The 19,494-nt window shown below is 69.7% G+C and carries 21 protein-coding genes; 15 read left to right on the forward strand and 6 right to left on the reverse strand.

Translation table 11 applies throughout. The annotated features are described in order from the left end of the window. Window position 1: 1 nt before the first annotated feature. Complete coding sequence (locus KCH48_RS16830; RefSeq protein WP_210574922.1) at window positions 2-817, forward strand: SseB family protein; 816 nt, start codon at window positions 2-4, stop codon at window positions 815-817. Here the strand turns inward: KCH48_RS16830 and KCH48_RS16835 are convergent. After that, window positions 808-1,164, reverse strand: coding sequence for a DUF1844 domain-containing protein (locus tag KCH48_RS16835; RefSeq protein WP_210574923.1), 357 nt, complete (start codon window positions 1,162-1,164; stop codon window positions 808-810). The genes KCH48_RS16830 and KCH48_RS16835 overlap by 10 nt on opposite strands. A 342-nt stretch (window positions 1,165-1,506) precedes the next feature. Between KCH48_RS16835 and infC the strand changes: the two genes are divergently transcribed. The 10 genes from infC to KCH48_RS16885 all read left to right on the forward strand — a co-directional run bounded on the left by infC (window position 1,507) and on the right by KCH48_RS16885 (window position 12,416). Then, entirely contained in the window at window positions 1,507-2,187 is a 681-nt protein-coding gene (infC, locus tag KCH48_RS16840; protein ID WP_210574924.1) for a translation initiation factor IF-3, read from the forward strand. Window positions 2,188-2,295: 108 nt separating this feature from the next. Next, complete coding sequence (gene rpmI, locus KCH48_RS16845) at window positions 2,296-2,490, forward strand: 50S ribosomal protein L35 (protein ID WP_007829094.1); 195 nt, start codon at window positions 2,296-2,298, stop codon at window positions 2,488-2,490. Between the two features lie 110 nt (window positions 2,491-2,600). Beyond that, the gene (rplT, locus tag KCH48_RS16850) at window positions 2,601-2,984 is read left to right on the forward strand and encodes a 50S ribosomal protein L20 (protein WP_210574925.1); all 384 of its coding nucleotides are present in this window, start codon (window positions 2,601-2,603) and stop codon (window positions 2,982-2,984) included. A 157-nt stretch (window positions 2,985-3,141) separates the two neighbouring features. After that, window positions 3,142-3,990 (forward strand): RNA methyltransferase, encoded by an 849-nt coding sequence (locus KCH48_RS16855; RefSeq protein ID WP_210574926.1) that lies wholly within the window; start codon window positions 3,142-3,144, stop codon window positions 3,988-3,990. 52 nt (window positions 3,991-4,042) lie between these two features. Then, on the forward strand, window positions 4,043-5,182 hold the full coding sequence (locus KCH48_RS16860) for an ATP-binding protein (RefSeq protein WP_210574928.1): 1,140 nt from the start codon (window positions 4,043-4,045) through the stop codon (window positions 5,180-5,182). A 130-nt stretch (window positions 5,183-5,312) separates the two neighbouring features. After that, complete coding sequence (gene pheS, locus KCH48_RS16865) at window positions 5,313-6,434, forward strand: phenylalanine--tRNA ligase subunit alpha (RefSeq protein ID WP_210574930.1); 1,122 nt, start codon at window positions 5,313-5,315, stop codon at window positions 6,432-6,434. Continuing rightward, the gene (pheT, locus tag KCH48_RS16870) at window positions 6,434-8,950 is read left to right on the forward strand and encodes a phenylalanine--tRNA ligase subunit beta (RefSeq protein ID WP_210574932.1); all 2,517 of its coding nucleotides are present in this window, start codon (window positions 6,434-6,436) and stop codon (window positions 8,948-8,950) included. The genes pheS and pheT overlap by 1 nt, the downstream gene beginning before the upstream one ends. Before the next feature lie 217 nt (window positions 8,951-9,167). Next, the gene (locus KCH48_RS16875) at window positions 9,168-10,238 is read left to right on the forward strand and encodes a PP2C family protein-serine/threonine phosphatase (RefSeq protein ID WP_210574934.1); all 1,071 of its coding nucleotides are present in this window, start codon (window positions 9,168-9,170) and stop codon (window positions 10,236-10,238) included. Window positions 10,239-10,455: 217 nt separating this feature from the next. Beyond that, window positions 10,456-11,796: a transcriptional regulator gene (locus tag KCH48_RS16880; protein WP_210574936.1), complete on the forward strand. Its 1,341-nt coding sequence runs from the start codon at window positions 10,456-10,458 to the stop codon at window positions 11,794-11,796. 74 nt (window positions 11,797-11,870) lie between these two features. Beyond that, window positions 11,871-12,416 carry an NUDIX hydrolase gene (locus KCH48_RS16885; protein ID WP_210574938.1) on the forward strand — a complete coding sequence of 182 codons (546 nt, stop codon included), beginning with the start codon at window positions 11,871-11,873 and terminating at the stop codon, window positions 12,414-12,416. 14 nt (window positions 12,417-12,430) lie between these two features. On the opposite strand, the gene KCH48_RS16890 is transcribed toward KCH48_RS16885, so the two are convergent. Together KCH48_RS16890 and KCH48_RS16895 are read right to left on the reverse strand one after the other, a co-directional pair. Then, on the reverse strand, window positions 12,431-12,688 hold the full coding sequence (locus KCH48_RS16890) for a hypothetical protein (protein WP_210574939.1): 258 nt from the start codon (window positions 12,686-12,688) through the stop codon (window positions 12,431-12,433). Between the two features lie 192 nt (window positions 12,689-12,880). After that, complete coding sequence (locus KCH48_RS16895; RefSeq protein ID WP_210574940.1) at window positions 12,881-13,741, reverse strand: 3-hydroxybutyryl-CoA dehydrogenase; 861 nt, start codon at window positions 13,739-13,741, stop codon at window positions 12,881-12,883. Between the two features lie 168 nt (window positions 13,742-13,909). Between KCH48_RS16895 and KCH48_RS16900 the strand changes: the two genes are divergently transcribed. Beyond that, the gene (locus KCH48_RS16900; protein WP_210574941.1) at window positions 13,910-15,136 is read left to right on the forward strand and encodes a glycoside hydrolase family 10 protein; all 1,227 of its coding nucleotides are present in this window, start codon (window positions 13,910-13,912) and stop codon (window positions 15,134-15,136) included. 64 nt (window positions 15,137-15,200) lie between these two features. Here KCH48_RS16900 and KCH48_RS16905 read toward each other — a convergent pair whose 3' ends face one another. Both KCH48_RS16905 and KCH48_RS16910 read right to left on the reverse strand, forming a co-directional pair. Next, window positions 15,201-15,869: a response regulator transcription factor gene (locus tag KCH48_RS16905; RefSeq protein ID WP_307840895.1), complete on the reverse strand. Its 669-nt coding sequence runs from the start codon at window positions 15,867-15,869 to the stop codon at window positions 15,201-15,203. Next, window positions 15,866-16,495: a sensor histidine kinase gene (locus tag KCH48_RS16910; RefSeq protein ID WP_246885385.1), complete on the reverse strand. Its 630-nt coding sequence runs from the start codon at window positions 16,493-16,495 to the stop codon at window positions 15,866-15,868. The genes KCH48_RS16905 and KCH48_RS16910 overlap by 4 nt, the downstream gene beginning before the upstream one ends. Before the next feature lie 65 nt (window positions 16,496-16,560). Between KCH48_RS16910 and KCH48_RS16915 the strand changes: the two genes are divergently transcribed. Together KCH48_RS16915 and KCH48_RS16920 are read left to right on the forward strand one after the other, a co-directional pair. Continuing rightward, complete coding sequence (locus KCH48_RS16915) at window positions 16,561-16,872, forward strand: prolipoprotein diacylglyceryl transferase family protein (RefSeq protein ID WP_374104687.1); 312 nt, start codon at window positions 16,561-16,563, stop codon at window positions 16,870-16,872. A gap of 54 nt (window positions 16,873-16,926) precedes the next feature. Continuing rightward, a complete protein-coding gene (locus KCH48_RS16920) occupies window positions 16,927-17,121 on the forward strand; it encodes a hypothetical protein (RefSeq protein WP_210574942.1) in 195 nt (64 codons plus the stop codon). On the opposite strand, the gene KCH48_RS16925 is transcribed toward KCH48_RS16920, so the two are convergent. Continuing rightward, window positions 17,116-17,715, reverse strand: a complete 600-nt coding sequence (locus tag KCH48_RS16925; RefSeq protein ID WP_210574944.1) for a TetR/AcrR family transcriptional regulator — start codon at window positions 17,713-17,715, stop codon at window positions 17,116-17,118. The genes KCH48_RS16920 and KCH48_RS16925 overlap by 6 nt on opposite strands. Before the next feature lie 256 nt (window positions 17,716-17,971). Between KCH48_RS16925 and KCH48_RS16930 the strand changes: the two genes are divergently transcribed. Then, window positions 17,972-19,417, forward strand: a complete 1,446-nt coding sequence (locus KCH48_RS16930; protein ID WP_210574946.1) for an aminotransferase class V-fold PLP-dependent enzyme — start codon at window positions 17,972-17,974, stop codon at window positions 19,415-19,417. Window positions 19,418-19,494: the final 77 nt, after the last annotated feature.

Below are 19,494 nucleotides of genomic sequence, written 5' to 3' on the forward strand. Positions count from 1 at the left end.
CGTGGCGAACAAGAACATTCCCGACTCCGGCTTCTCCGACGACGACGGCTCCGCCGACCCCCGGCTGAGCGCGGCGCTCGCCGCCTGGGCCGAGGACCGCACCGCCGTGGAGCCGGTGCTCGAGGCCCTGAAGGGCGCCCGGCTCCTCGTCCCCGTCGTGGCCGTCCTCGGCGAGGTCGAGGAGGACGAGAACGGGTTGCGCCGCGAGAAGACCAGCGACATGGCCGTACCGACCCTGAAGGCCGGCACCCGCACGGCCCTGCCCGCCTTCACATCCACCGACTCGCTGGCCCGCTGGGACCCGGAGGCCCGCCCCGTCGCCGTACCGCTGCACCAGGCGCTGCAGGCCGCGGCGCACGAGAAGGCGGACACGATCGTGCTGGACCTGGCCGGACCCGTGCCGTACGAGCTGACGCGGCCCGCGCTGCTCGCGCTGGCCGAGGGCCGAACGACCACCGATCCGCTCGCCGACCCCGCCGTCACCGGAGCCGTACGCGCCGCCGTGGCCGCCGAGCCCGCCGTACTCCGTGCCTACCTCGGCCCCGGACAGGCCGACGGCACGCTCGCCCTCGTCCTGGACCCCGACGCCACCCCGGGCCCGGCCGCCCACACCCTGGCCGAACGCCTGGCCGCCGACGAAACCCTGCGGGCCCGCCTGGTGCAAGGCCTCGACCTGGCGCTCCTGCCGGCCGGGGCGACACCACCGGGCGAGCCCCTGTACGTGCGCCCCGAATACGTGCGCCCCGAAGGGGCGCGGGGAACTGCGCGACCAGCCACGACGAGCCCGCAGACGACAGACGGCCCATTTCAGCCGTAAATGGGGCCCGTGTACTTCTCGCCCGGTCCCTGCCCCGGCTCATCGGGGACGACCGACGCCTCGCGGAACGCCAACTGGAGGGACTTCAGCCCGTCGCGCAGCGGAGCCGCGTGGAAGGAGCTGATCTCGGTCGCGCTCGCGTCGAGGAGACCGGCGAGGGCGGACACCAGCTTGCGGGCCTCGTCCAGGTCCTTGTGCTTCTCGCCCTCCTCGGTCAGACCGAGCTTCACCGCGGCGGCGCTCATCAGGTTCACGGCGACCGTCACGATCACCTCGACCGCCGGGACCTCGGCGATGTCACGGGTCATGGCGTCGAAGTCGGGCGTCTCAGGAGGGGTGTCACTCATGCCGGACACGATAGGCCCCGGTGCACGCCGGTTCGCACCACCCCCGGGATGCTGCTAACCTTGTGTAACGACCGGTCGGACGCGCATGCCTCACGGCACCGGGCCCGACCTACAAGTGGAGGCTTTCGAACTCCCACCTGACCGCCCCCCGGGCGGCGGGTCACCGGTCAGGCGGTCCCGTCCAGCGACGGGCATCCGCCCGAAAGTGCGCCCCGCGATCCTTGCGGCGGTCGCTCCGGTAGTTCGAGGAGCCCCGCCTGTGATCGTCCGGGGCATTTTTTGTGCTTCGGCGCGGTTAGGTCTATCGAAAAGAGACGTTACGCGGCTGTCCTCCAGACAGTCGTGTGGTGCTACCGAGGAGGATCCATCAGCGCCGAGCCCCGCATCAACGACCGGATTCGCGTTCCCGAGGTGCGACTTGTCGGTCCCAGTGGCGAGCAGGTGGGCATCGTCCCCCTGGCCAAGGCACTGGAGCTTGCGCAGGAGTACGACCTGGACCTGGTCGAGGTCGCGGCGAACGCCCGTCCGCCCGTGTGCAAGCTCATGGACTACGGGAAGTTCAAGTACGAGTCGGCCATGAAGGCCCGTGAGGCGCGCAAGAACCAGGCGCACACGGTCATCAAGGAGATGAAGCTCCGGCCGAAGATCGACCCGCACGACTATGACACCAAGAAGGGTCACGTCGTCCGGTTCCTCAAGCAGGGCGACAAGGTCAAGATCACGATCATGTTCCGTGGTCGCGAGCAGTCCCGGCCCGAACTGGGCTACCGACTGCTGCAGCGTCTCGCGGAGGACGTCCAGGACCTCGGTTTCGTGGAGTCGAACCCGAAGCAGGACGGCCGAAACATGATCATGGTTCTCGGTCCGCACAAGAAGAAGACCGAGGCGATGGCCGAGGCTCGCCAGGCGCAGGAAGCCCGCAAGGCTGAAGCGAAGGCCAACCCCGGCAAGTCGCAGAACGCCGCGGAGTCTGAGAGCGACGAGGTAGCCGAGGCACCTGCCGAGGCTTCCGCCGACGCGTGATCCCGGGGGACGCGAGTCCCCAGGCCATAACCGATACAAGAGACGCTCCACCGTGCCCGGTTTCACGACCGGGCATCGGAGCGCCACTGACGAGGAGAGAACGGCGCTATGCCGAAGAACAAGTCGCACAGCGGTGCCAGCAAGCGCTTCAAGGTCACCGGCTCCGGCAAGGTGCTCCGTGAGCGCGCCGGCAAGCGCCACCTGCTCGAGCACAAGTCGTCCCGACTGACGCGTCGCCTCACCGGCAACGCCGAGATGGCCCCGGGCGACGCCAAGAAGATCAAGAAGCTTCTCGGCAAGTGACGTACGGGCGCCTGGTCTTCTGATCACCGAGCGCCGTACGCCAAGACCGGGACCCCATCGATTCCGGGCCGTGTGAGTCCAACCACGGCCCCGCTACAAGGAGTTAACAAGTGGCACGCGTCAAGCGGGCAGTCAACGCCCACAAGAAGCGCCGGGCGATCCTCGAGCAGGCCTCCGGCTACCGCGGTCAGCGCTCGCGCCTGTACCGCAAGGCCAAGGAGCAGGTCACCCACTCGCTGGTCTACAACTACAACGACCGCAAGAAGCGCAAGGGTGACTTCCGCCAGCTGTGGATCCAGCGCATCAACGCCGCTGCCCGCGCCAACGGCATCACGTACAACCGCTTCATCCAGGGCCTGAAGGCCGCCAACGTCGAGGTCGACCGCAAGATCCTCGCCGAGCTGGCCGTCAACGACGCGCACGCGTTCGCCGCGCTCGTCGAGGTCGCGCAGAAGGCGCTGCCGGCGGACGTCAACGCGCCGAAGGCCGCGTGACGCTGGCGCTGAGCCTAGGCCGACGTGACTGAACGGACCCGTGGGTTTCGCCTGCGGGTCCGTTGCTGTGTGAGCACCGGTTGGTTCGGCACCGCCGAAAGCCGCCGTCGTGGTTGATCGCCGTTGCGGCGGAAGATAGTTGCTGAAGGTGAGTTGAATGTCCCCCGTCACCCCCGAGCTGATCTCCCCCCGGTCCCCCCGGGTCTCCGCCGCCCGGCGGCTGGCCAGGCGGAACTTCCGGGGGAAGGAGCGGCTGTTTCTCGCGGAGGGGCCGCAGGCCGTGCGGGAGGCGGGGGAGCAGGCGGACACATTGGTCGAGTTGTTCGCCACCGTCGAGGCCGCGGAGCGGTACGCCGACATCGTCGGGCGGGCCCGGGACATCGGGGTGCGCGTGCACCTCGCCTCCGAGCAGGTCATCGCCGAGATCTCGACCACGGTCACCCCGCAGGGCCTCGTCGGGATCTGCCGGTTCCTGGACACGCCGTTCGAGGAGATCCTCGCCGCCCGGCCCAAGCTGGTCGCCGTGCTCGCGCATGTGCGGGACCCGGGGAACGCCGGGACCGTGCTGCGGTGTGCCGATGCCGCCGGGGCCGAGGCGGTCGTACTGACCGACGCGTCCGTCGATCTGTACAACCCCAAGGCCGTGCGGGCCTCCGTCGGGTCCCTGTTCCACTTGCCGGTCGCCGTCGGGGTCCCCGTCGAGCGGGCCGTGGCGGGGCTCAAGGACGCCGGGGTGCGGATTCTCGCCGCCGACGGGGCCGGGACCGACGACCTGGACGACGAGTTGGACAACGGCACCATGGGCGGGCCGACGGCCTGGGTGTTCGGCAACGAGGCGTGGGGACTGCCGGAGGAGACCCGCGCGTTGGCGGACGCCGTCGTGCGGGTTCCGATCCACGGGAAGGCCGAGAGCCTGAACCTCGCCACCGCCGCCGCCGTATGTCTCTACGCGTCCGCCCGTGCACAGCGCGCCTCCGGAGGGTGCCGCTCCGTCACCGTGAGCTAGTAGGGTGACCTGCTCGGGGGCCCTGCGCCGTCGTGAGAGGTGGGGTACGGGGATGACCATCGGCACCAGCAACGCGCCGGGAGCACGGGACGTAGGGCGAGGGCCCGTGTCCCGGCCGTCCGGCGATGTCGCCGGGCTCGGCATCGACCCCGATCAGCTGCCGGACGGCCTCGTCGTCGCCGATGAGCACGGGTACGTCGTCTGCTTCAACGCCGCCGCCGAGCGCATCACCGCCGTCCCCGCCGCCGACGCCCTCGGCCGGCGGCTGGACAAGGCCCTGCCATTAGAGGACCTGGAGGGCAGGCGCTGGTGGCAGCTGACCGATCCGTACGGCGGGCTCGCCATCAGGGTCGGCCAGCCCGAGCGGAATCTGCTGCTGCCCGGCGGGCGTGAAGTCCTCGTCTCCGCGCGGTACGTCCGTACCGAACCCACCGGGCCCGTCCACCGCGTCGTCGTCTGTCTCCGCGACACCGAGGCCCGCCGCCGCACCGAGCGCAGCCATGCCGAGCTGATCGCGACCGTCGCCCACGAACTGCGCTCCCCCCTCACCTCCGTCAAGGGCTTCACGGCCACTCTCCTCGCCAAGTGGGAGAGGTTCACCGACGACCAGAAGCGGCTGATGCTGGAGACCGTCGACGCCGACGCCGACCGCGTCACCCGCCTCATCGCCGAGCTCCTCGACATCTCCCGCATCGACTCCGGGCGGCTGGAACTGCGCCGCCAGCCCGTCGACATCGGCGCAGCCGTCGGCCGGCACATCCAGGCGTACGTCGCCGCCGGACTGCCCGCCGACCGGTTCCTGCTCCGCGTCGAACAGCCGCTGCCCGATCTGTGGGCCGATCCCGACAAGGTCGACCAGGTGCTCAGCAATCTGCTGGAAAATGCCGTGCGGCACGGCGAGGGAACCGTCACGATTGACGTCACGCCCGCCACGTCCCCCCGCGAGGGAGAGGACATCGGCACATCGGTCACCGTGAGCGACGAGGGCCCAGGTATCCCGGAGGAGTCCATGAACCGCGTCTTCACCCGCTTCTGGCGGGGCAGCAAGCGCGGCGGCACCGGCCTCGGGCTCTACATCGTCAAGGGCATCGTCGAGGCCCACGGCGGCACCATCACGGTCGGCCGCGCCCCCGGCGGCGGCGCCGAGTTCCGATTTACGTTGCCCGTGAGCACTCCGGCCTACCTGGCCTGAGCAGCCCGCGGGCGCATTCGCACACCTCCACCCCGTTAGACTCGGCCTTTGGCACCCATGTGTCCCGGATACGGCCATGACGAGTCGGCGACGGGGACCTTCAGCCAGCCAATCGGAAGCACGGGAAGAGATGTCGGCACCGAATAAGTCGTACGACCCTGTCGAGGTCGAGGCGTTGAAACCGGAAGAGATCGAGCGCATGCGGGACGAGGCGCTCGCCGCCTTCGCCGCCGCGGACTCCCTCGACGCGCTCCAGGAGGCCAAGGTCGCTCACACCGGCGGTACCTCCCCGCTGGCCCTCGCCAACCGCGAGATCGGGGCACTGCCCCCGCACGCCAAGGCCGAGGCCGGCAAGCGCGTCGGCATGGCCCGCGGCGCCGTGAACAAGGCGCTCACCGCCCGCCAGGCAGAACTGGAGGCCGAGCGTGACGCCCGGGTGCTGGTCGAGGAGGCAGTGGACGTCACGTTGCCGTACGACCGCGTACCGGCCGGCGCCCGCCACCCGCTCACCACCCTCTCCGAGCGCATCGAGGACGTCTTCGTGGCCATGGGCTACGAGGTCGCCGAGGGCCCGCAGGTCGAGGCGGAGTGGTTCAACTTCGACGCGCTCAACATCGGCCCGGACCACCCGGCCCGCGGCGAGGCGGACACGTTCTTCGTGCAGGGCCCCGACGGCGGCGCCGAGTCGAGCGTCGTGCTGCGCACCCACACCTCGCCCGTGCAGATCCGCTCGCTGCTCGACCGTGAGCTGCCGGTGTACGTGATCTGCCCCGGCCGCGTGTACCGCACGGACGAGCTGGACGCCACGCACACCCCGGTCTTCCACCAGGTCGAGCTGCTCGCCATCGACGAGGGCCTGACCATGGCCGACCTCAAGGGCACGCTGGACCACATGGTGCAGTCGCTGTTCGGCGAGGGCATGAAGACGCGGCTGCGGCCGAACTTCTTCCCGTTCACCGAGCCGTCCGCCGAGATGGACATGGTGTGCTACGTCTGCCGCGGCGAGTCCGTCGGCAACCCCGACCGGCCCTGCCGTACCTGCTCCAGCGAAGGCTGGATCGAGCTCGGCGGCTGCGGCATGGTCAACCCGCGGGTGCTCACCGCCTGCGGCGTCGACCCGGAGAAATACAGCGGCTTCGCCTTCGGGTTCGGCATCGAGCGGATGCTGATGTTCCGCCACAACGTCGAGGACATGCGAGACATGGTCGAGGGTGACGTCCGGTTCACCCGGCCGTTCGGGATGGAGATCTGATGCGGGTCCCGCTTTCTTGGCTGCGGGAGTACGTCGACCTGCCGGAGACGCAGACCGGTCGTGACGTGCAGGCCAAGCTCATTTCGGCCGGTCTGGAGGTCGAGACCGTCGAGCAGCTCGGCGACGGCCTCAAGGGCCCCCTGGTCGTCGGCCAGGTGCTGACCATCGAGGAGCTGACGGAGTTCAAGAAGCCGATCCGCTTCTGCACCGTCGACGTCGGCACCGCCAACGGCACCGGTGAGCCCCAGGAGATCGTCTGCGGCGCCCGCAACTTCGCCGTCGGCGACAAGGTCGTGGTCGTGCTCCCGGGCGCGGTCCTGCCCGGCGGCTTCGCGATCAGCGCCCGCAAGACCTACGGCAAGACGTCCCACGGCATGATCTGCTCCAGCGACGAGCTGGGCATGGGCGACGACGGCACCAAGGGCATCATCGTGCTGCCGCCGGAGTCCGAGATCGGCAAGGACGCCATCGAGCTGCTCGAACTCGTCGACGAGGTACTGGACATCGCCGTCACCGCCAACCGCGGCGACTGTCTGTCCATCCGCGGCGTCGCCCGCGAGACCGCCATCGCCTACGGCCTCCCGCTGCGCGACCCCGCCCTCCTCGACGTCCCCGGCCCGAACGCCTTCGGCTACCCGGTCCAGGTCTCCGACCCGCTCGGCTGCGACCGCTTCACCGCCCGCACGGTCACCGGCCTCAGCTCCGAGGCGCGCTCCCCGATCTGGCTGCGGCGCCGCCTGCAGAAGGTCGGCATGCGCCCGATCTCGCTCGCCGTCGACATCACCAACTACGTGATGATGGAACTCGGCCAGCCGCTGCACGCCTACGACCGCTCCCTCGTCCAGGGCACGATCGGTGTCCGCCGGGCCACCGAGGGCGAGAAGATCGTCACCCTCGACGGCGTCGAGCGGAAGCTGCACGCCGAGGATCTGGTGATCACCGACGACCGCGGCCCGATCGGGCTCGCCGGTGTCATGGGCGGCGCCAACACCGAGATCGCCGACCACGAGGACGTCGAGAACGCGACGACCGACGTGGTGATCGAGGCCGCGCACTTCGACCAGGTCGCGATCGCCCGCACCGCCCGCCGTCACAAGCTGTCCTCCGAGGCGTCCCGCCGCTTCGAGCGCGGCGTCGACCCGCAGGCCGCCGCCGCTGCCGCCCAGCGCACGGTCGACCTGCTGGTCCTGCTCGCCGGCGGCACCGCCGAGGCCGGGGTCACCGAGGTCATCGCCCCGTCCGCGCCGCACACCATCACCGTCCCGGCCGACCACCCGGACAAGGTCGCCGGAGTCGACTACGGCCGGGAGACCGTCGTACGCCGCCTCCAGCAGGTCGGCTGTGATGTGTACGGGCAGGACGAGCTGATCGTCACCGTCCCGTCCTGGCGGCCCGACCTCATGGAGAAGAACGACCTCGCCGAAGAGGTCATCCGCCTGGAGGGCTACGAGAACCTGCCCTCCACGCTGCCCAAGCCGCCGTCCGGCCGGGGTCTGACGCACCGCCAGCGGCTGCACCGCCGCGTCGGCCGGGCGCTGGCCGGCGCCGGATACGTCGAGGCGCCGAACTACCCGTTCGTCAGCGAGCAGGTCTTCGACCAGCTCGGCCTGGACGCGGACGACCCGGCCCGCCGTGTCGTCAAGCTCGTCAACCCGCTCAACGACGAGGAGCCCGCGCTCCGTACGTCGCTGCTGCCGGGCCTGCTGGGCGCGCTGCGGCGCAACGACGGCCGCGGCTCGCACGACCTCGCCCTGTTCGAGACCGGGCTGGTCTTCCAGCCGCGCGAACAGCAGCGGGTCGCCGCCCCCCATCTGCCGGTCGACCGGCGTCCCACGGACGAGGAGATCGCCGCGCTGAACGCCGTGCTGCCGGAGCAGCCCCGGCATGTCGCGGTCGTCCTCGCGGGCGCGCGCGAGCAGACCGGCTGGTGGGGCGAGGGCCGTCCGGCCGGGTGGGCGGACGCGGTGGACGCGGGGCGCGTCGTCGCGCGGGAAGCCGGGGCCGACCTGATCGTCCGCGGCGGTCAGTACGGTCCGTGGCACCCGGGTCGCTGCGCCGAGTTCGTGGTCGTCCTCGACGGCACGGAGACGGTCGTGGGCCATGCGGGCGAGTTGCACCCCCGTGTGCTCAAGGCCCTGGGCCTGCCCGCGCGTACCTGTGCGATGGAGCTGGACCTGGACGCCCTGGAGCAGGTGGGCGACGGTGTCCCGCAGGCGCCGCGCATCTCCACGTTCCCGGTGGCCACGCAGGATGTCGCCCTGGTCGTCGACAAGTTCGTGCCGCAGGCCGATGTGGAGGCCGCGTTGCGTGAGGGCGCGGGTGAACTCCTCGAGGCGATCCGGCTGTTCGACGTCTATGAGAACGAGGACCAGCTCGGGGAGGGCCGCAAGTCGCTGGCGTACGCGCTGCGGTTCCGGGCGGGGGACCGGACGTTGACCGTGGATGAGGCGTCTGCTGCTCGGGATGCGGCGGTTGCCCTTGCGGGCGAGCGTGTGGGGGCGGTTCTGAGGGGCTAGGCGCCGTGGGGGACTGTGTGGTCTGCCGGGTGCGGGTTTTCGGTGGTTGATCGCGCAGTTCCCCGCGCCCCTAAAGGGGCGCTGCAGTCACCTCACTCAATGGGGTGACTTCTTCGGGCGAACTGGTTCTTCCTGGCCATGCGGTCGACAGAATCGGACCGGTCTTTCGGGGCCGGTCCGATTCTGTGCTGTCAGGGCCTATTGGGGGGCCATCGGCATGAACCGCATCAATGCTGGGGTTCCCCGCAGGCCGGGGCGCCGGGTGCTCGCGATCGGGCTGCCGACGGTGTGGGGCGCCATAGCGATCACGTACAAGATGGCCTGTCCGCTCGCCCAGCAGAACGGGTTCGGGGCGCGCATCGTCACCAGCGCCGTCTTCTTCGCCGTCGGGACGGGCCTGATCGTCCATGTCCGGCAGGCGCTGCTGCGGGAGCTGCGGCAGGTGCGCCGGGTCGCGGGCGCCGCCCAGAGTGTGCTGCTACGGCCGTTGCCGCCCCGCATCGACGGGCTGCACGTCGCCGCCGCCCAACTGTCCGCGGAGCGCGGCGCGGTCATCGGCGGCGACCTGTACGAGGTGATCGCCACCGAGCACGGCGTACGGGCGGTGATGGGCGACGTACGCGGACACGGTCTGACCGCCATCGGCACCGTCGCCGCCGTCCTCGGCAGCTTCCGTGAGGCCGTGCACGACGAGCCCGACCTCGGTGGTGTGCTGCGCAGGCTGGAGCGGGCGCTGGCCCGGCATCTGCGCGAGCGCGCCCGCGCCGCGCCCGACAGCCCGGTGGCCGAGGAGTTCATCACGGTGCTGCTCCTGGAGATCGGTCCGGACGGCGACATGCACGCCCTCAACTGCGGCCACCCCTGGCCGTACCGCCTCACCGGCACCCACGTGGAACCCCTCACCCACGCCGACCCCCTGCCCCCGCTGGGCCCGTTCCCCCTCCCGGCCGACCTGCCCGCCGTACGCTGCGGCCAACTACGCCCCGAAGAGGCACTGTTCCTCTACACGGACGGCGCCGAGGACGCCCGAGACGCTCATGGCCGGTTCTTCCCACTGCCGACCGTACTCACAGAGGCCCTCAGCGACGGCGTGAACACCCCCCAGCCCCTCCTGGGCACAGTCTTCACCCAACTCCTGCGCCACACAGCGGGCAGACTCACGGACGACGTGGCATTGCTGGTCCTACAGAACGACCGAACCAACGTGCAGCGCAACATGCCTATAGGGGCGCGGGGAACTGCGCGACCAGCCCCCACGCACCGGCTGCCGACAAACAACCTCCACTGAACGGCGCTTAGTCGCACCGCCAAGCCCCCGGCAGGGCCGCCGCACTGTACGAGGGGGAGCCGGCGGCCCGGCCGGCCTCTGACGAGGCATTTCAGTCAACCGGTCGGCAACTCTCCGCAACAGCGCACGCACGGTGCGGATTCGCGCACTCGGTTCACACCCCGTGTGAAGACGGAACCACTAATCTGACGCCACCGAGCCACCCGGGGGGCAACCCATGCAGCCCAACACTCTGCTCGACGCGATCCTGGACGAGGCGGGGGTCTCGCACGCGGGACTGGCCGCACATGTGAATCAGGCGGGACGGGCCCGCGGCCTCGCGCTCAGGTACGAACACACCGCCGTGGCGCGGTGGTTGAAGGGCCAGCGCCCCCGCGGCCAGGTCCCCGACCTGATCTGCGAGGTACTCGCCGCCCGACTGCAACGCCCCGTCACCCTCGACGACATCGGCCTCGGCGTGCCCGGTGAACCGTCCACCCCGCACGGCACCTCGCTGTCCGGTTTCGTCGAGCGGGCCACCGCGCTGTGGCGCTCGGACGAACAGCAACGCCCGCACATCCTGGGCGCCCCCGCCGTCACCGGCACGCCCGCCGTGATGCCGGTCTGGGAGTGGGAGAACCCGCCCGAGGACGTCGACGTCTCCCGCGGCGGACGGCACCGGGTCACCCCCTCCGACCTGGAGATGCTGCGCGCCGCCCGTACGCACTACGAGCAGATGTACCGCAAGGCCGGCGGCATAGCGACCCGCACCCGGATCGTCGGCTTCCTCAACTCCGAGGCCGCGCCGCTGCTGCGCGGCAGCTACACCGACGCCACCGGCCGCCAAGTACACCGGGCCACCGGCGGGTTGGTGGCGATCGCCGGGATCTGCGCGTACGACTCCGACGCCCACGGGCTGGCCCAGCGCTACTTCCACCAGGCGCTGAGGCTGGCGAAGGCCAGCGGGGACCGGGGGCTCGGGGCGTACATCATCGCGCTCCTCGTCAACCAGGCCCTGTTCATGCGGGAGCACCGCCAGGCCGTGGCCTTCGCGGAGGCCGCGCTGCGGGCTGCGGGCAAGCACATCACCCCGGCTCTCGCCTCCGACCTGTACGCGATGCAGGCGAAGGCGTACGCGCACCTGGGCGACGGCACGAGCGCCCTGTCCTGCATCCGGCGTGCCGAGACGGCCGCCGAACGCATCCGGCGCGGATACGAGCCCGACGAGACGGGCTATGTCCAGCCGGGACTCGTCAACGTCCAGGTGGCTGAGGCGCTTCTCAGCCTCGGTGAACTGGCGGCGGCGGGGGAGCATGCCGCGGCCGCTGTCGGTAACCCGGCCCACGATCGCGGGCGAGTGCACCGGCTCGCCATGCTCAGCACGATCGAGCTGCGGCAGGGCAACGCGGACAAGGCGGTGGCCACCGCGGTGCAGATGGCCGAACAGGCCCGGGGGATGGAGTCCCAGCGGCTGCGCGACAGACTCCGGGCGGTACGTGAGCACTTGATGCGCAGCGGCTGCGCGGGCACGGCCGAGGCCGCCGAACTCATCGATGGGGCACTGCGCGTACCGCTGTAATCGGGCGCTGGAACACCGACACTCATAGTCCCTGCTGCGATATTGCCACTTACTCGATGGAAGGTGGCAGAACCGTGCAGTGGACGAAACAGAACGAACAAACTGTGTATGAAAACCGCTGGTTCACCGTCAATCTGGCAGACGTGGAGCTGCCCGACGGCCGGCACCTGGACCACTTCCTCATACGGCTGCGGCCGGTCGCCGTGGCCACAGTGGTCACCGAGGCCAATGAAGTGCTCCTCCTGTGGCGCCACCGCTTCATCACCGACAGCTGGGGGTGGGAACTCGCGGCGGGCGTCGTCGAGGACGGCGAGGACATCGCCCGCGCGGCCGCCAGGGAACTCGAGGAGGAGACCGGATGGCGGCCGGGACCGCTGCGCCACTTGATGACCGTGGAGCCGTCCAACGGGCTCACCGACGCCCGGCACCACGTCTACTGGGCCGACCAGGGCGAGTACATCGGCCACCCCGTGGACGACTTCGAGTCGGACCGCCGGGAGTGGGTCCCCCTCAAACTCGTCCCCGACATGATCGCCCGTGGGGAGGTCCCGGCCGCCAACATGGCGGCCGCGTTACTGATGCTGCACCACCTCAGGCTGGGGCAGGACGCCTTGCCCTGATGCGACGTCCCTGATCAATGCCCTACCGCCTGCCAGATCGCCACGACGAGAGCACCCACGGCGGTGAGGGCGGCGACCGCGGGCAGCGGCCAGCGCGCGTGTTCCAGTGTGTTGATCCGGGTGTTCAGCTCGTCGAGTTCCTTGGCGGACTCCTCGGTACGGTGCGTGAGCAGAGCCAGGTCGCCCTCCACGCGGGCGTAGGCGACGTCGAGACGACGTCGTAACTCTGCGAGTTCACCGGTTACGACCGGATGCTCGGGATCGGCGGTCACGAGTCCGCTCCTTTCCGTAGTCGTTTCCATCCCTGGCATGCGCAGACAAAGTGAACTCGCCTGGTGGGCGTGTGGGGAGAGTGTGCGAGGGGCATATGCGAGCCCGGTGCGCACACGGTGTGTGAATGACATGGGCCCGGCACCTCTTCGGTGCCGGGCCCGTGTACTTGGCCGGAATCTGACCGTCTGTAATCAGCCGTAGGTGTAGAAGCCCGACCCCGACTTCCGGCCCAGCCGGCCGGCGTCCACCATGCGCTGCAGCAGCGGGGGAGCGGCGTACAGCGGCTCCTTGTACTCCTCGTACATCGAATACGCCACCGAGGCGACCGTGTCCAGGCCGATCAGGTCGGACAGCTTCAGCGGGCCCATCGGGTGGGCGCAGCCGAGTTCCATGCCGTTGTCGATGTCCTCGCGGCTGGCGATGCCCGACTCGAACATCCGGATCGCGGAGAGCAGATACGGGATCAGCAGAGCGTTGACCACGAAGCCGGAGCGGTCCTGGGCGCGGATGGCGTGCTTGCCGAGCAGCTTCTCGGCGAAGCCCTGCGCACGGCTGAGCGTGCCCTCGGAGGTTGTGAGCGCGGGGATCAGCTCGACCAGCTTCTGCACCGGGGCCGGGTTGAAGAAGTGGATGCCGATGACGTGGTCGGGCCGCGAGGTGGCGACCGCGAGCTTCACCAGCGGGATGGAGGAGGTGTTGGATGCGAGGATCGCGTCCGGGCGCGTCACGACCTGGTCGAGCACCTGGAAGATCTCGGTCTTCACCTGCTCGTTCTCGACGACGGCCTCGATCACCAGGTCGCGGTCGGCGAACTCGCCGAGGTCGGTGGTGAAGCCGAGCCGAGCCTGCGTCGCCTCCAGCTCCTCCGCCGTGATCTTGCCGCGCTCGGCCGCCTTGGAAAGGGAGTTGAGCAGCCGGGTGCGGCCGATCTCCAGGGACTCGCCGGTGGTCTCGGCGACCATCACGTCCAGTCCGGCGCGGGCGCACACCTCGGCGATGCCCGCTCCCATCTGTCCGCAGCCCACGACTCCGACGCGTTGGATGTCGGTCACATCGTCCCCTTACTGATCGACGCCTGCGACAGGCCGCCATTTGTGTGGAGCCTGCTCCGATCGTGCACGTTACCCGTAAGTATCGATGATCGATCGCCGGGGTGCGGGCATCCTGGGGCGCGGAGACGATCCGTGACCGAGCGGGTCCGCAGCGTATGGGGTGTACAGATGGGACGGTTGTCACGTCGGGCGTTCGCGGTGGCGGCGCTGGCGGCCCTCACGCCGGCGTCGAGTGCGTCGGCCGTGCCGCGCCATCCGCGGGCGGCGGCGGGCGAGATGCGCGGCATGTGGCTGGCGACCGTGGCCAACCGCGACTGGCCCTCCCGGGCGGGCCTGAGCCCGGCCCAGCAGCGGGCGGAACTGATCACCCACCTCGACACCGCGGTCCGCAACCGCCTCAACACCGTGATCTTCCAGGTCCGCCCGACGGCCGACGCGCTGTGGCCCTCGCCGTACGAGCCCTGGTCGCAGTACCTCACCGGCACCCAGGGCAAGGACCCGGGCTGGGACCCGCTCGGCTCGGCCGTGGCCGAGGCGCATGCCCGGGGCCTGGAACTGCACGCCTGGTTCAACCCGTTCCGCATCGCCAATCACACCGACCCGCAGCGGCTCGCCGCCTCGCACCCCGCGCGCAAGCACCCGGACTGGGTGGTGACGTACGGCGGGAAGCTCTACTACAACCCGGGGCTGCCCGAGGTCCGCGCCTTCGTCCAGGAGGCCATGCTCGACGCGGTGCGCAAGTACCCCGTCGACGCCGTGCACTTCGACGACTACTTCTACCCGTATCCGGTGGCGGGCCAGACCTTCGACGACGCCGCCGCCTTCGATCTGTACGGCGGCGGCTTCGGGAACCGGGCCGACTGGCGGCGGGACAACATCAACCGGCTGGTGGGCGAGATGGCAGCCCGGATCAAGTCGCTCAGGCCGGGCACCCAGTTCGGGATCAGCCCCTTCGGGGTGTGGCGCAACGCCGCCACCGACCCACTCGGCTCCGACACCCGGGCGGGGGTGCAGACGTACGACGACCTGTACGCCGACACCCGCAGGTGGGTCCGCGAGAACTGGATCGACTACATCTGCCCGCAGCTGTACTGGAACATCGGCCTCGCCGCGGCCGACTACGCCAAGATCCTGCCCTGGTGGGCCTCGGCCGTGCGCGGCAGCGGGACCCGGCTGTACGTCGGCGAGGCGCTCTACAAGGCGGGCGACCCGGCACAGCCCGCGGCCTGGCAGGACCCGGCCGAACTGTCCCGACACCTCACCCTGGCCAAGGAGCACCCGGAGGCGCGGGGGCACGTGTTCTTCGCGGCCAGGGAGGTCAGGGAGGACAAGACCGGGTCCATGGCCCGGGTGGTTGCCGACCACTACCAGCGGCCGGCGCGGACGCCCCGATGATGGAGGGGCAGGCCCTGCAGAGCAGCCGGGCTCAACGCCCGCCGGCAGGCTGAGTCGGGCTGCTTCAGGCCAGCCTTGCAACTGTCGCACTCGCGGCAGGAGTCGACGAGGCAACCGACGCCCACGCAGCGACCTGAGCGGCGTTCAGTCGATGCGGATGATTCCGCGGCCCAGTGCGGCGGTGACGGCGGCGGTGCGGTCGGCGACGTCGAGCTTGGTGTAGATGTGCAGCAGGCTTGTTGCTCTGCCCGCGGGCCACGGCGGACAGAACTTCGAGTTCCCGGCCGGCCAGGCCGGCACTCCGGTCGCCGCGCAGATGGGCGAGGACCTTGGCGGCCACCGAGGGGGACAGTGCCGCTCCTCCCCGGGCCGCAGTGCGCACGGCCTCGCACAGCTCGTGTCGTCCGGTGTCCTTGAGCAGGTAGCCGACCGCGCCGGCATCGATGGCGGCGGTGATGTCGGCGTCCGTGTCGTAGGTGGTCAGGACGAGGACCCGCACCTCGGGGTGGGCGGCGCGGATGGCGGCGGTCGCGGCGGTGCCGTCCATGCCGGGCATCTGCAGGTCCATCAGGACGACATCGGGTGCCAGTGACGCGGTCCGGCGCACTGCCTCGGCACCGGTGGCGGCTTCGCCGACGACCGTGAGGTCGGGCTGGGCGGCCAGCCCGTCGCGGACCACGGGGTGGTCGTCTGCGAGGAGGACCCGGATGGAGGGAGTGGCCGAAGTGCTCATGACGCCGGGGCCATCCGCTGGGTACCGGCCGCGGGTGACGGTGCGGAGGCCGAGGGCTCGACAGGGACGGAGACCGAAGGCCCGATCGGGAGCGGCACCGTGACGGCGACGGTCGTACCCTCGCCCGCGACGCTTTCCAGCGCGAACGTGCCGTCCAGGGCGGCGATGCGCTCGCGCATGGTGATCAGACCGATGCCGGCATGCCGGGCGGCGGGTGCGAAACCGGTGCCGTCGTCCTGGATGTCGATGGCCAGGGCGTCGCCGAGGTAGGACAGCGTGACCGACACGCTCGCCGCGTGGGCGTGCCGCCGGGCGTTGGTCAGCGCCTCCTGCACGACCCGTAGCAACTCGCCCTCGCTGCCGGCAGTCAGGGCGACCGGTCGGCCGGTCACGACCGTGTAAGCCTCGATGCCGGTCTCCTCCGTCAGCCGGGCAGTGAGCTCGCGGACCGCTTCCGCCAGGTGCGTGCGGTCCAGCGGCGCCGGGCGAAGCGCCTGCACGAGGCGGCGGCTCTCGACCAGGTTGTCCCGGGCCGTCCGCATGGCCTGCTCGACGCGGCGGGCCGCTGGAGAGCCGGGTGGCAGGTCGTCGCGTGCGGCGTCCAGCAGCAGGGAGATGGATGCCAAGCCCTGGGTCAGGGTGTCATGGACCTCTCGGGCCAGCCGACCTGGCCACCTACCACCCCACCTTCTTGTACGAGTCGCTGGGGTGTTTCGGTGTGGCCGCCCTGGTCATGTGGGCGGACCGCCGCTTCCGGGGCCGCTCGTTCGCGCTGTACGTCGCCGCCTACTGCGTCGGCCGCTTCTGGATCGAGTACCTGCGGGTCGACGAGGCCCACCACATCCTTGGCCTGCGCCTGAACGGCTGGACCACTCTGCTGGTTTTCGCGGCCGCCCTCGCCTACCTCATCGCTGCGACACGACACGCGTTCGACAGCCGTGGCGACGCCGCTTCCGACCGTCTCCCTCCGCGCCTGGACGCGACCAGCAGTCCCAGGAGCTGACCATGTCCCCTTTCACGAACTGGAGTTGTTTTCATCGCCTTTCTGCTCGCCTCCTTGGTGAACGCGTCGATCGCTGTGCTGGCGCACGCGATGAGCGCGCCGGACGACTTCAACCCGCTGGAGCCCTCGGCGTATGTCTTCCTGTTCGACGAGGGCGAGGTGACCGGTGTGGTGGCGCTGCTCGTGACGCACCTCGCGGTGACCGAGGATGGGTGCCTGGAAGATCCTTCTGCGCCTGTGTGCTCATGAAGTGCCGGTCTGCAACCCCGCGATGAGTCCGTCGAGTATCCGCAACTGGCGGGTGGGTGTGGTCAGGCGAGCCGCGAAGATCGCGTTGATCTGGAGTCCCATCAGCGTGGCCATCACAAGGTCCAAGAACGCATCGAGATCGCAGGACGGGTTGATCTCTCCCGCTTCAGCCGCAGTGCGCAGATACGAGAGCATCTGATCGCGCCAGCGCGACATTGCCTGGTCGTAGACGTCGATCAGTTCCTCATCGGCTACCGCGTAGTTCCAGAAGCCGATGACAACGCGGGCCTCATTGAGACGCACGTCGTCCAGGGGCATGATCTCGATGCAGAACTTGCGGAACGCGTTCACGCCGTTGATGCCGGCGATGGTGCGGGCGGCCCGCTGCTCGGTGGCTGCGTTGGCGCGCTCCAGCGCGGCCCGCAGAATTGCTGCTTTGGTGGGAAAGTATCGTGCGAGCGCACCGTTGGTGAATCCCGCTTCGGCGGCGAGATCCCGCATGTTCAGCGCCGCGAATCCTCGCCGCGCGACAAGGCGCCATACAGCTTCGATGATCTCTTCACGCCGCGCGTCGTGGTCCACGATCTTGGGCATGGTGAAACCTTACCAACGGGTAGGCGTCCGCATGCTGGTGGCTGTGGTCAGCACCATTGCGGCCGAACTGAGAACGTTCAAGGGCTCAGCGACGCACTTGGCGCCCCCTTCCCGGCAACCCGGTGAGGGGCTACATTGGAGCTATTAATCTACAACTGTAGACGGAAGGCTCTGGTGCGGCACCCGCACCTGATCCCCGGCGCCCAGGTAGGCGTCCAGCCCTCGTCATGACCATCACGACCTCATAGGACAAAGCGTGCCTGATCTCGAGCCTGATGAATTCCGCCGCCAGGGCCACCAACTGGTCGACTGGGTCGCCCAATACCGCACTTCGCTCCCCTCCCTGCACGTGCAGCCGAATGTCTCACCGGGCTCCGTGAAGGCTCAGCTTCCTCGTGAACTGCCTGAGCAGCCGTCCGAGGCGCTGGGCGATGATCTCGTCGCCCTGCTCAACGACGTGGTGGTTCCCTCGTCGCTCCACTGGCAGCACCCAGGGTTCTTCGGCTACTTCCCAGCGAACGCGTCACTGCTGTCGCTCCTCGGTGACATCGCATCGGGCGGGATCGGAGCGCAGGGAATGCTCTGGTCAACATCGCCGGCCGGGACGGAGATCGAGCAGGTCCTGCTCGACGGCCTGGCGGACGCGCTGGGACTTGGTCGCGAGTTCACTTTCGCCGGGGGCGGAGGCGGTTCGCTGCAGGATTCGGCCTCGTCGGCGTCTCTGGTGGCGCTGCTGGCTGCGCTGCAGCGCAGCAACCCGGACTGGCGCGAACACGGCGTGGACGGCACCGAGACGGTGTACGTCACTGCCGAGACCCACTCGTCACTGGCCAAGGCCGTGCGTGTGGCCGGGCTCGGCGCACGAGCATTGCGGATCGTCCCTTTTACCCAGGGCACGCTGTCCATGTCGGCGGATGCCCTGGCAGACATGCTGGCCAAGGACGCAGCCGCCGGAAAGAGGCCGGTCATGGTCTGTCCGACCGTGGGAACAACCGGCACGGGCGCCATCGACCCCGTCAGAGACGTCGCCCTGGCAGCACGTGAATACGAGGCGTGGGTGCACGTCGACGCCGCGTGGGCGGGAGTCGCGGCGTTGTGTCCCGAGTTCCGCTGGCTCCTGGACGGAGCGGAGCTTGCCGACTCGTTCTGCACCGACGCACACAAGTGGTTCTACACCGCCTTCGATGCCTCTTTCATGTGGGTGAGGGATGCCCGAGTGCTGCCGACAGCGCTGTCCATCACGCCGGAGTACCTGCGCAACGCTGCGACGGAATCGGGCGAAGTCATCGATTACCGCGACTGGCAGGTCCCGCTGGGCCGTCGTATGCGTGCGTTGAAGATCTGGTCGGTGGTGCACGGCGCCGGGCTGGAAGGCCTGCGCGAAAGCATCCGCGGCCACGTCGCCATGGCCGACTCCCTGGCCGGCAGGATCGAGAGCGAGCCGGGCTTCGCCCTGGCCACCCCGCCGTCACTCGCACTCGTATGCCTGTACCTCGTCGACCGGGACGGTTGCCCCGACGACGCTGCCACCAAGGCGGCAATGGAGGCGGTCAACGCCGAAGGGCATTCCTTCCTCACGCACACATCGGTCAACGGTCACTTCGCGATTCGCGTCGCAATCGGCGCGACGACGACGCTGCCCGACCACATCGACACCCTGTGGGACTCGCTTCGCAAGGCCGCTCGCCAGAGTGGTGCGTGACGTAAGAGCTACGCCCGTCTGCCGACGGCGAGACTCGTCTCACCTTGCCGCAAGAAGCTGGGCGAACCGGAACTCGG

Origin of the sequence: Streptomyces sp. GESEQ-4, from assembly GCF_017948455.1 — a bacterium.
Classification (GTDB): domain Bacteria; phylum Actinomycetota; class Actinomycetes; order Streptomycetales; family Streptomycetaceae; genus Streptomyces.

Coding starts and splice junctions, on each gene's coding strand:
- KCH48_RS16835 (WP_210574923.1), bottom strand. CDS start 1,164: ATGAGTGACACCCCTCCTGAGACGCCCGACTTCGACGCCATGACCCGT.
- rpmI (WP_007829094.1), top strand. CDS start 2,296: ATGCCGAAGAACAAGTCGCACAGCGGTGCCAGCAAGCGCTTCAAGGTC.
- KCH48_RS16855 (WP_210574926.1), top strand. CDS start 3,142: ATGTCCCCCGTCACCCCCGAGCTGATCTCCCCCCGGTCCCCCCGGGTC.
- KCH48_RS16860 (WP_210574928.1), top strand. CDS start 4,043: ATGACCATCGGCACCAGCAACGCGCCGGGAGCACGGGACGTAGGGCGA.
- pheS (WP_210574930.1), top strand. CDS start 5,313: ATGTCGGCACCGAATAAGTCGTACGACCCTGTCGAGGTCGAGGCGTTG.
- pheT (WP_210574932.1), top strand. CDS start 6,434: ATGCGGGTCCCGCTTTCTTGGCTGCGGGAGTACGTCGACCTGCCGGAG.
- KCH48_RS16875 (WP_210574934.1), top strand. CDS start 9,168: ATGAACCGCATCAATGCTGGGGTTCCCCGCAGGCCGGGGCGCCGGGTG.
- KCH48_RS16880 (WP_210574936.1), top strand. CDS start 10,456: ATGCAGCCCAACACTCTGCTCGACGCGATCCTGGACGAGGCGGGGGTC.
- KCH48_RS16900 (WP_210574941.1), top strand. CDS start 13,910: ATGGGACGGTTGTCACGTCGGGCGTTCGCGGTGGCGGCGCTGGCGGCC.
- KCH48_RS16905 (WP_307840895.1), bottom strand. CDS start 15,869: ATGAGCACTTCGGCCACTCCCTCCATCCGGGTCCTCCTCGCAGACGAC.
- KCH48_RS16925 (WP_210574944.1), bottom strand. CDS start 17,715: ATGCCCAAGATCGTGGACCACGACGCGCGGCGTGAAGAGATCATCGAA.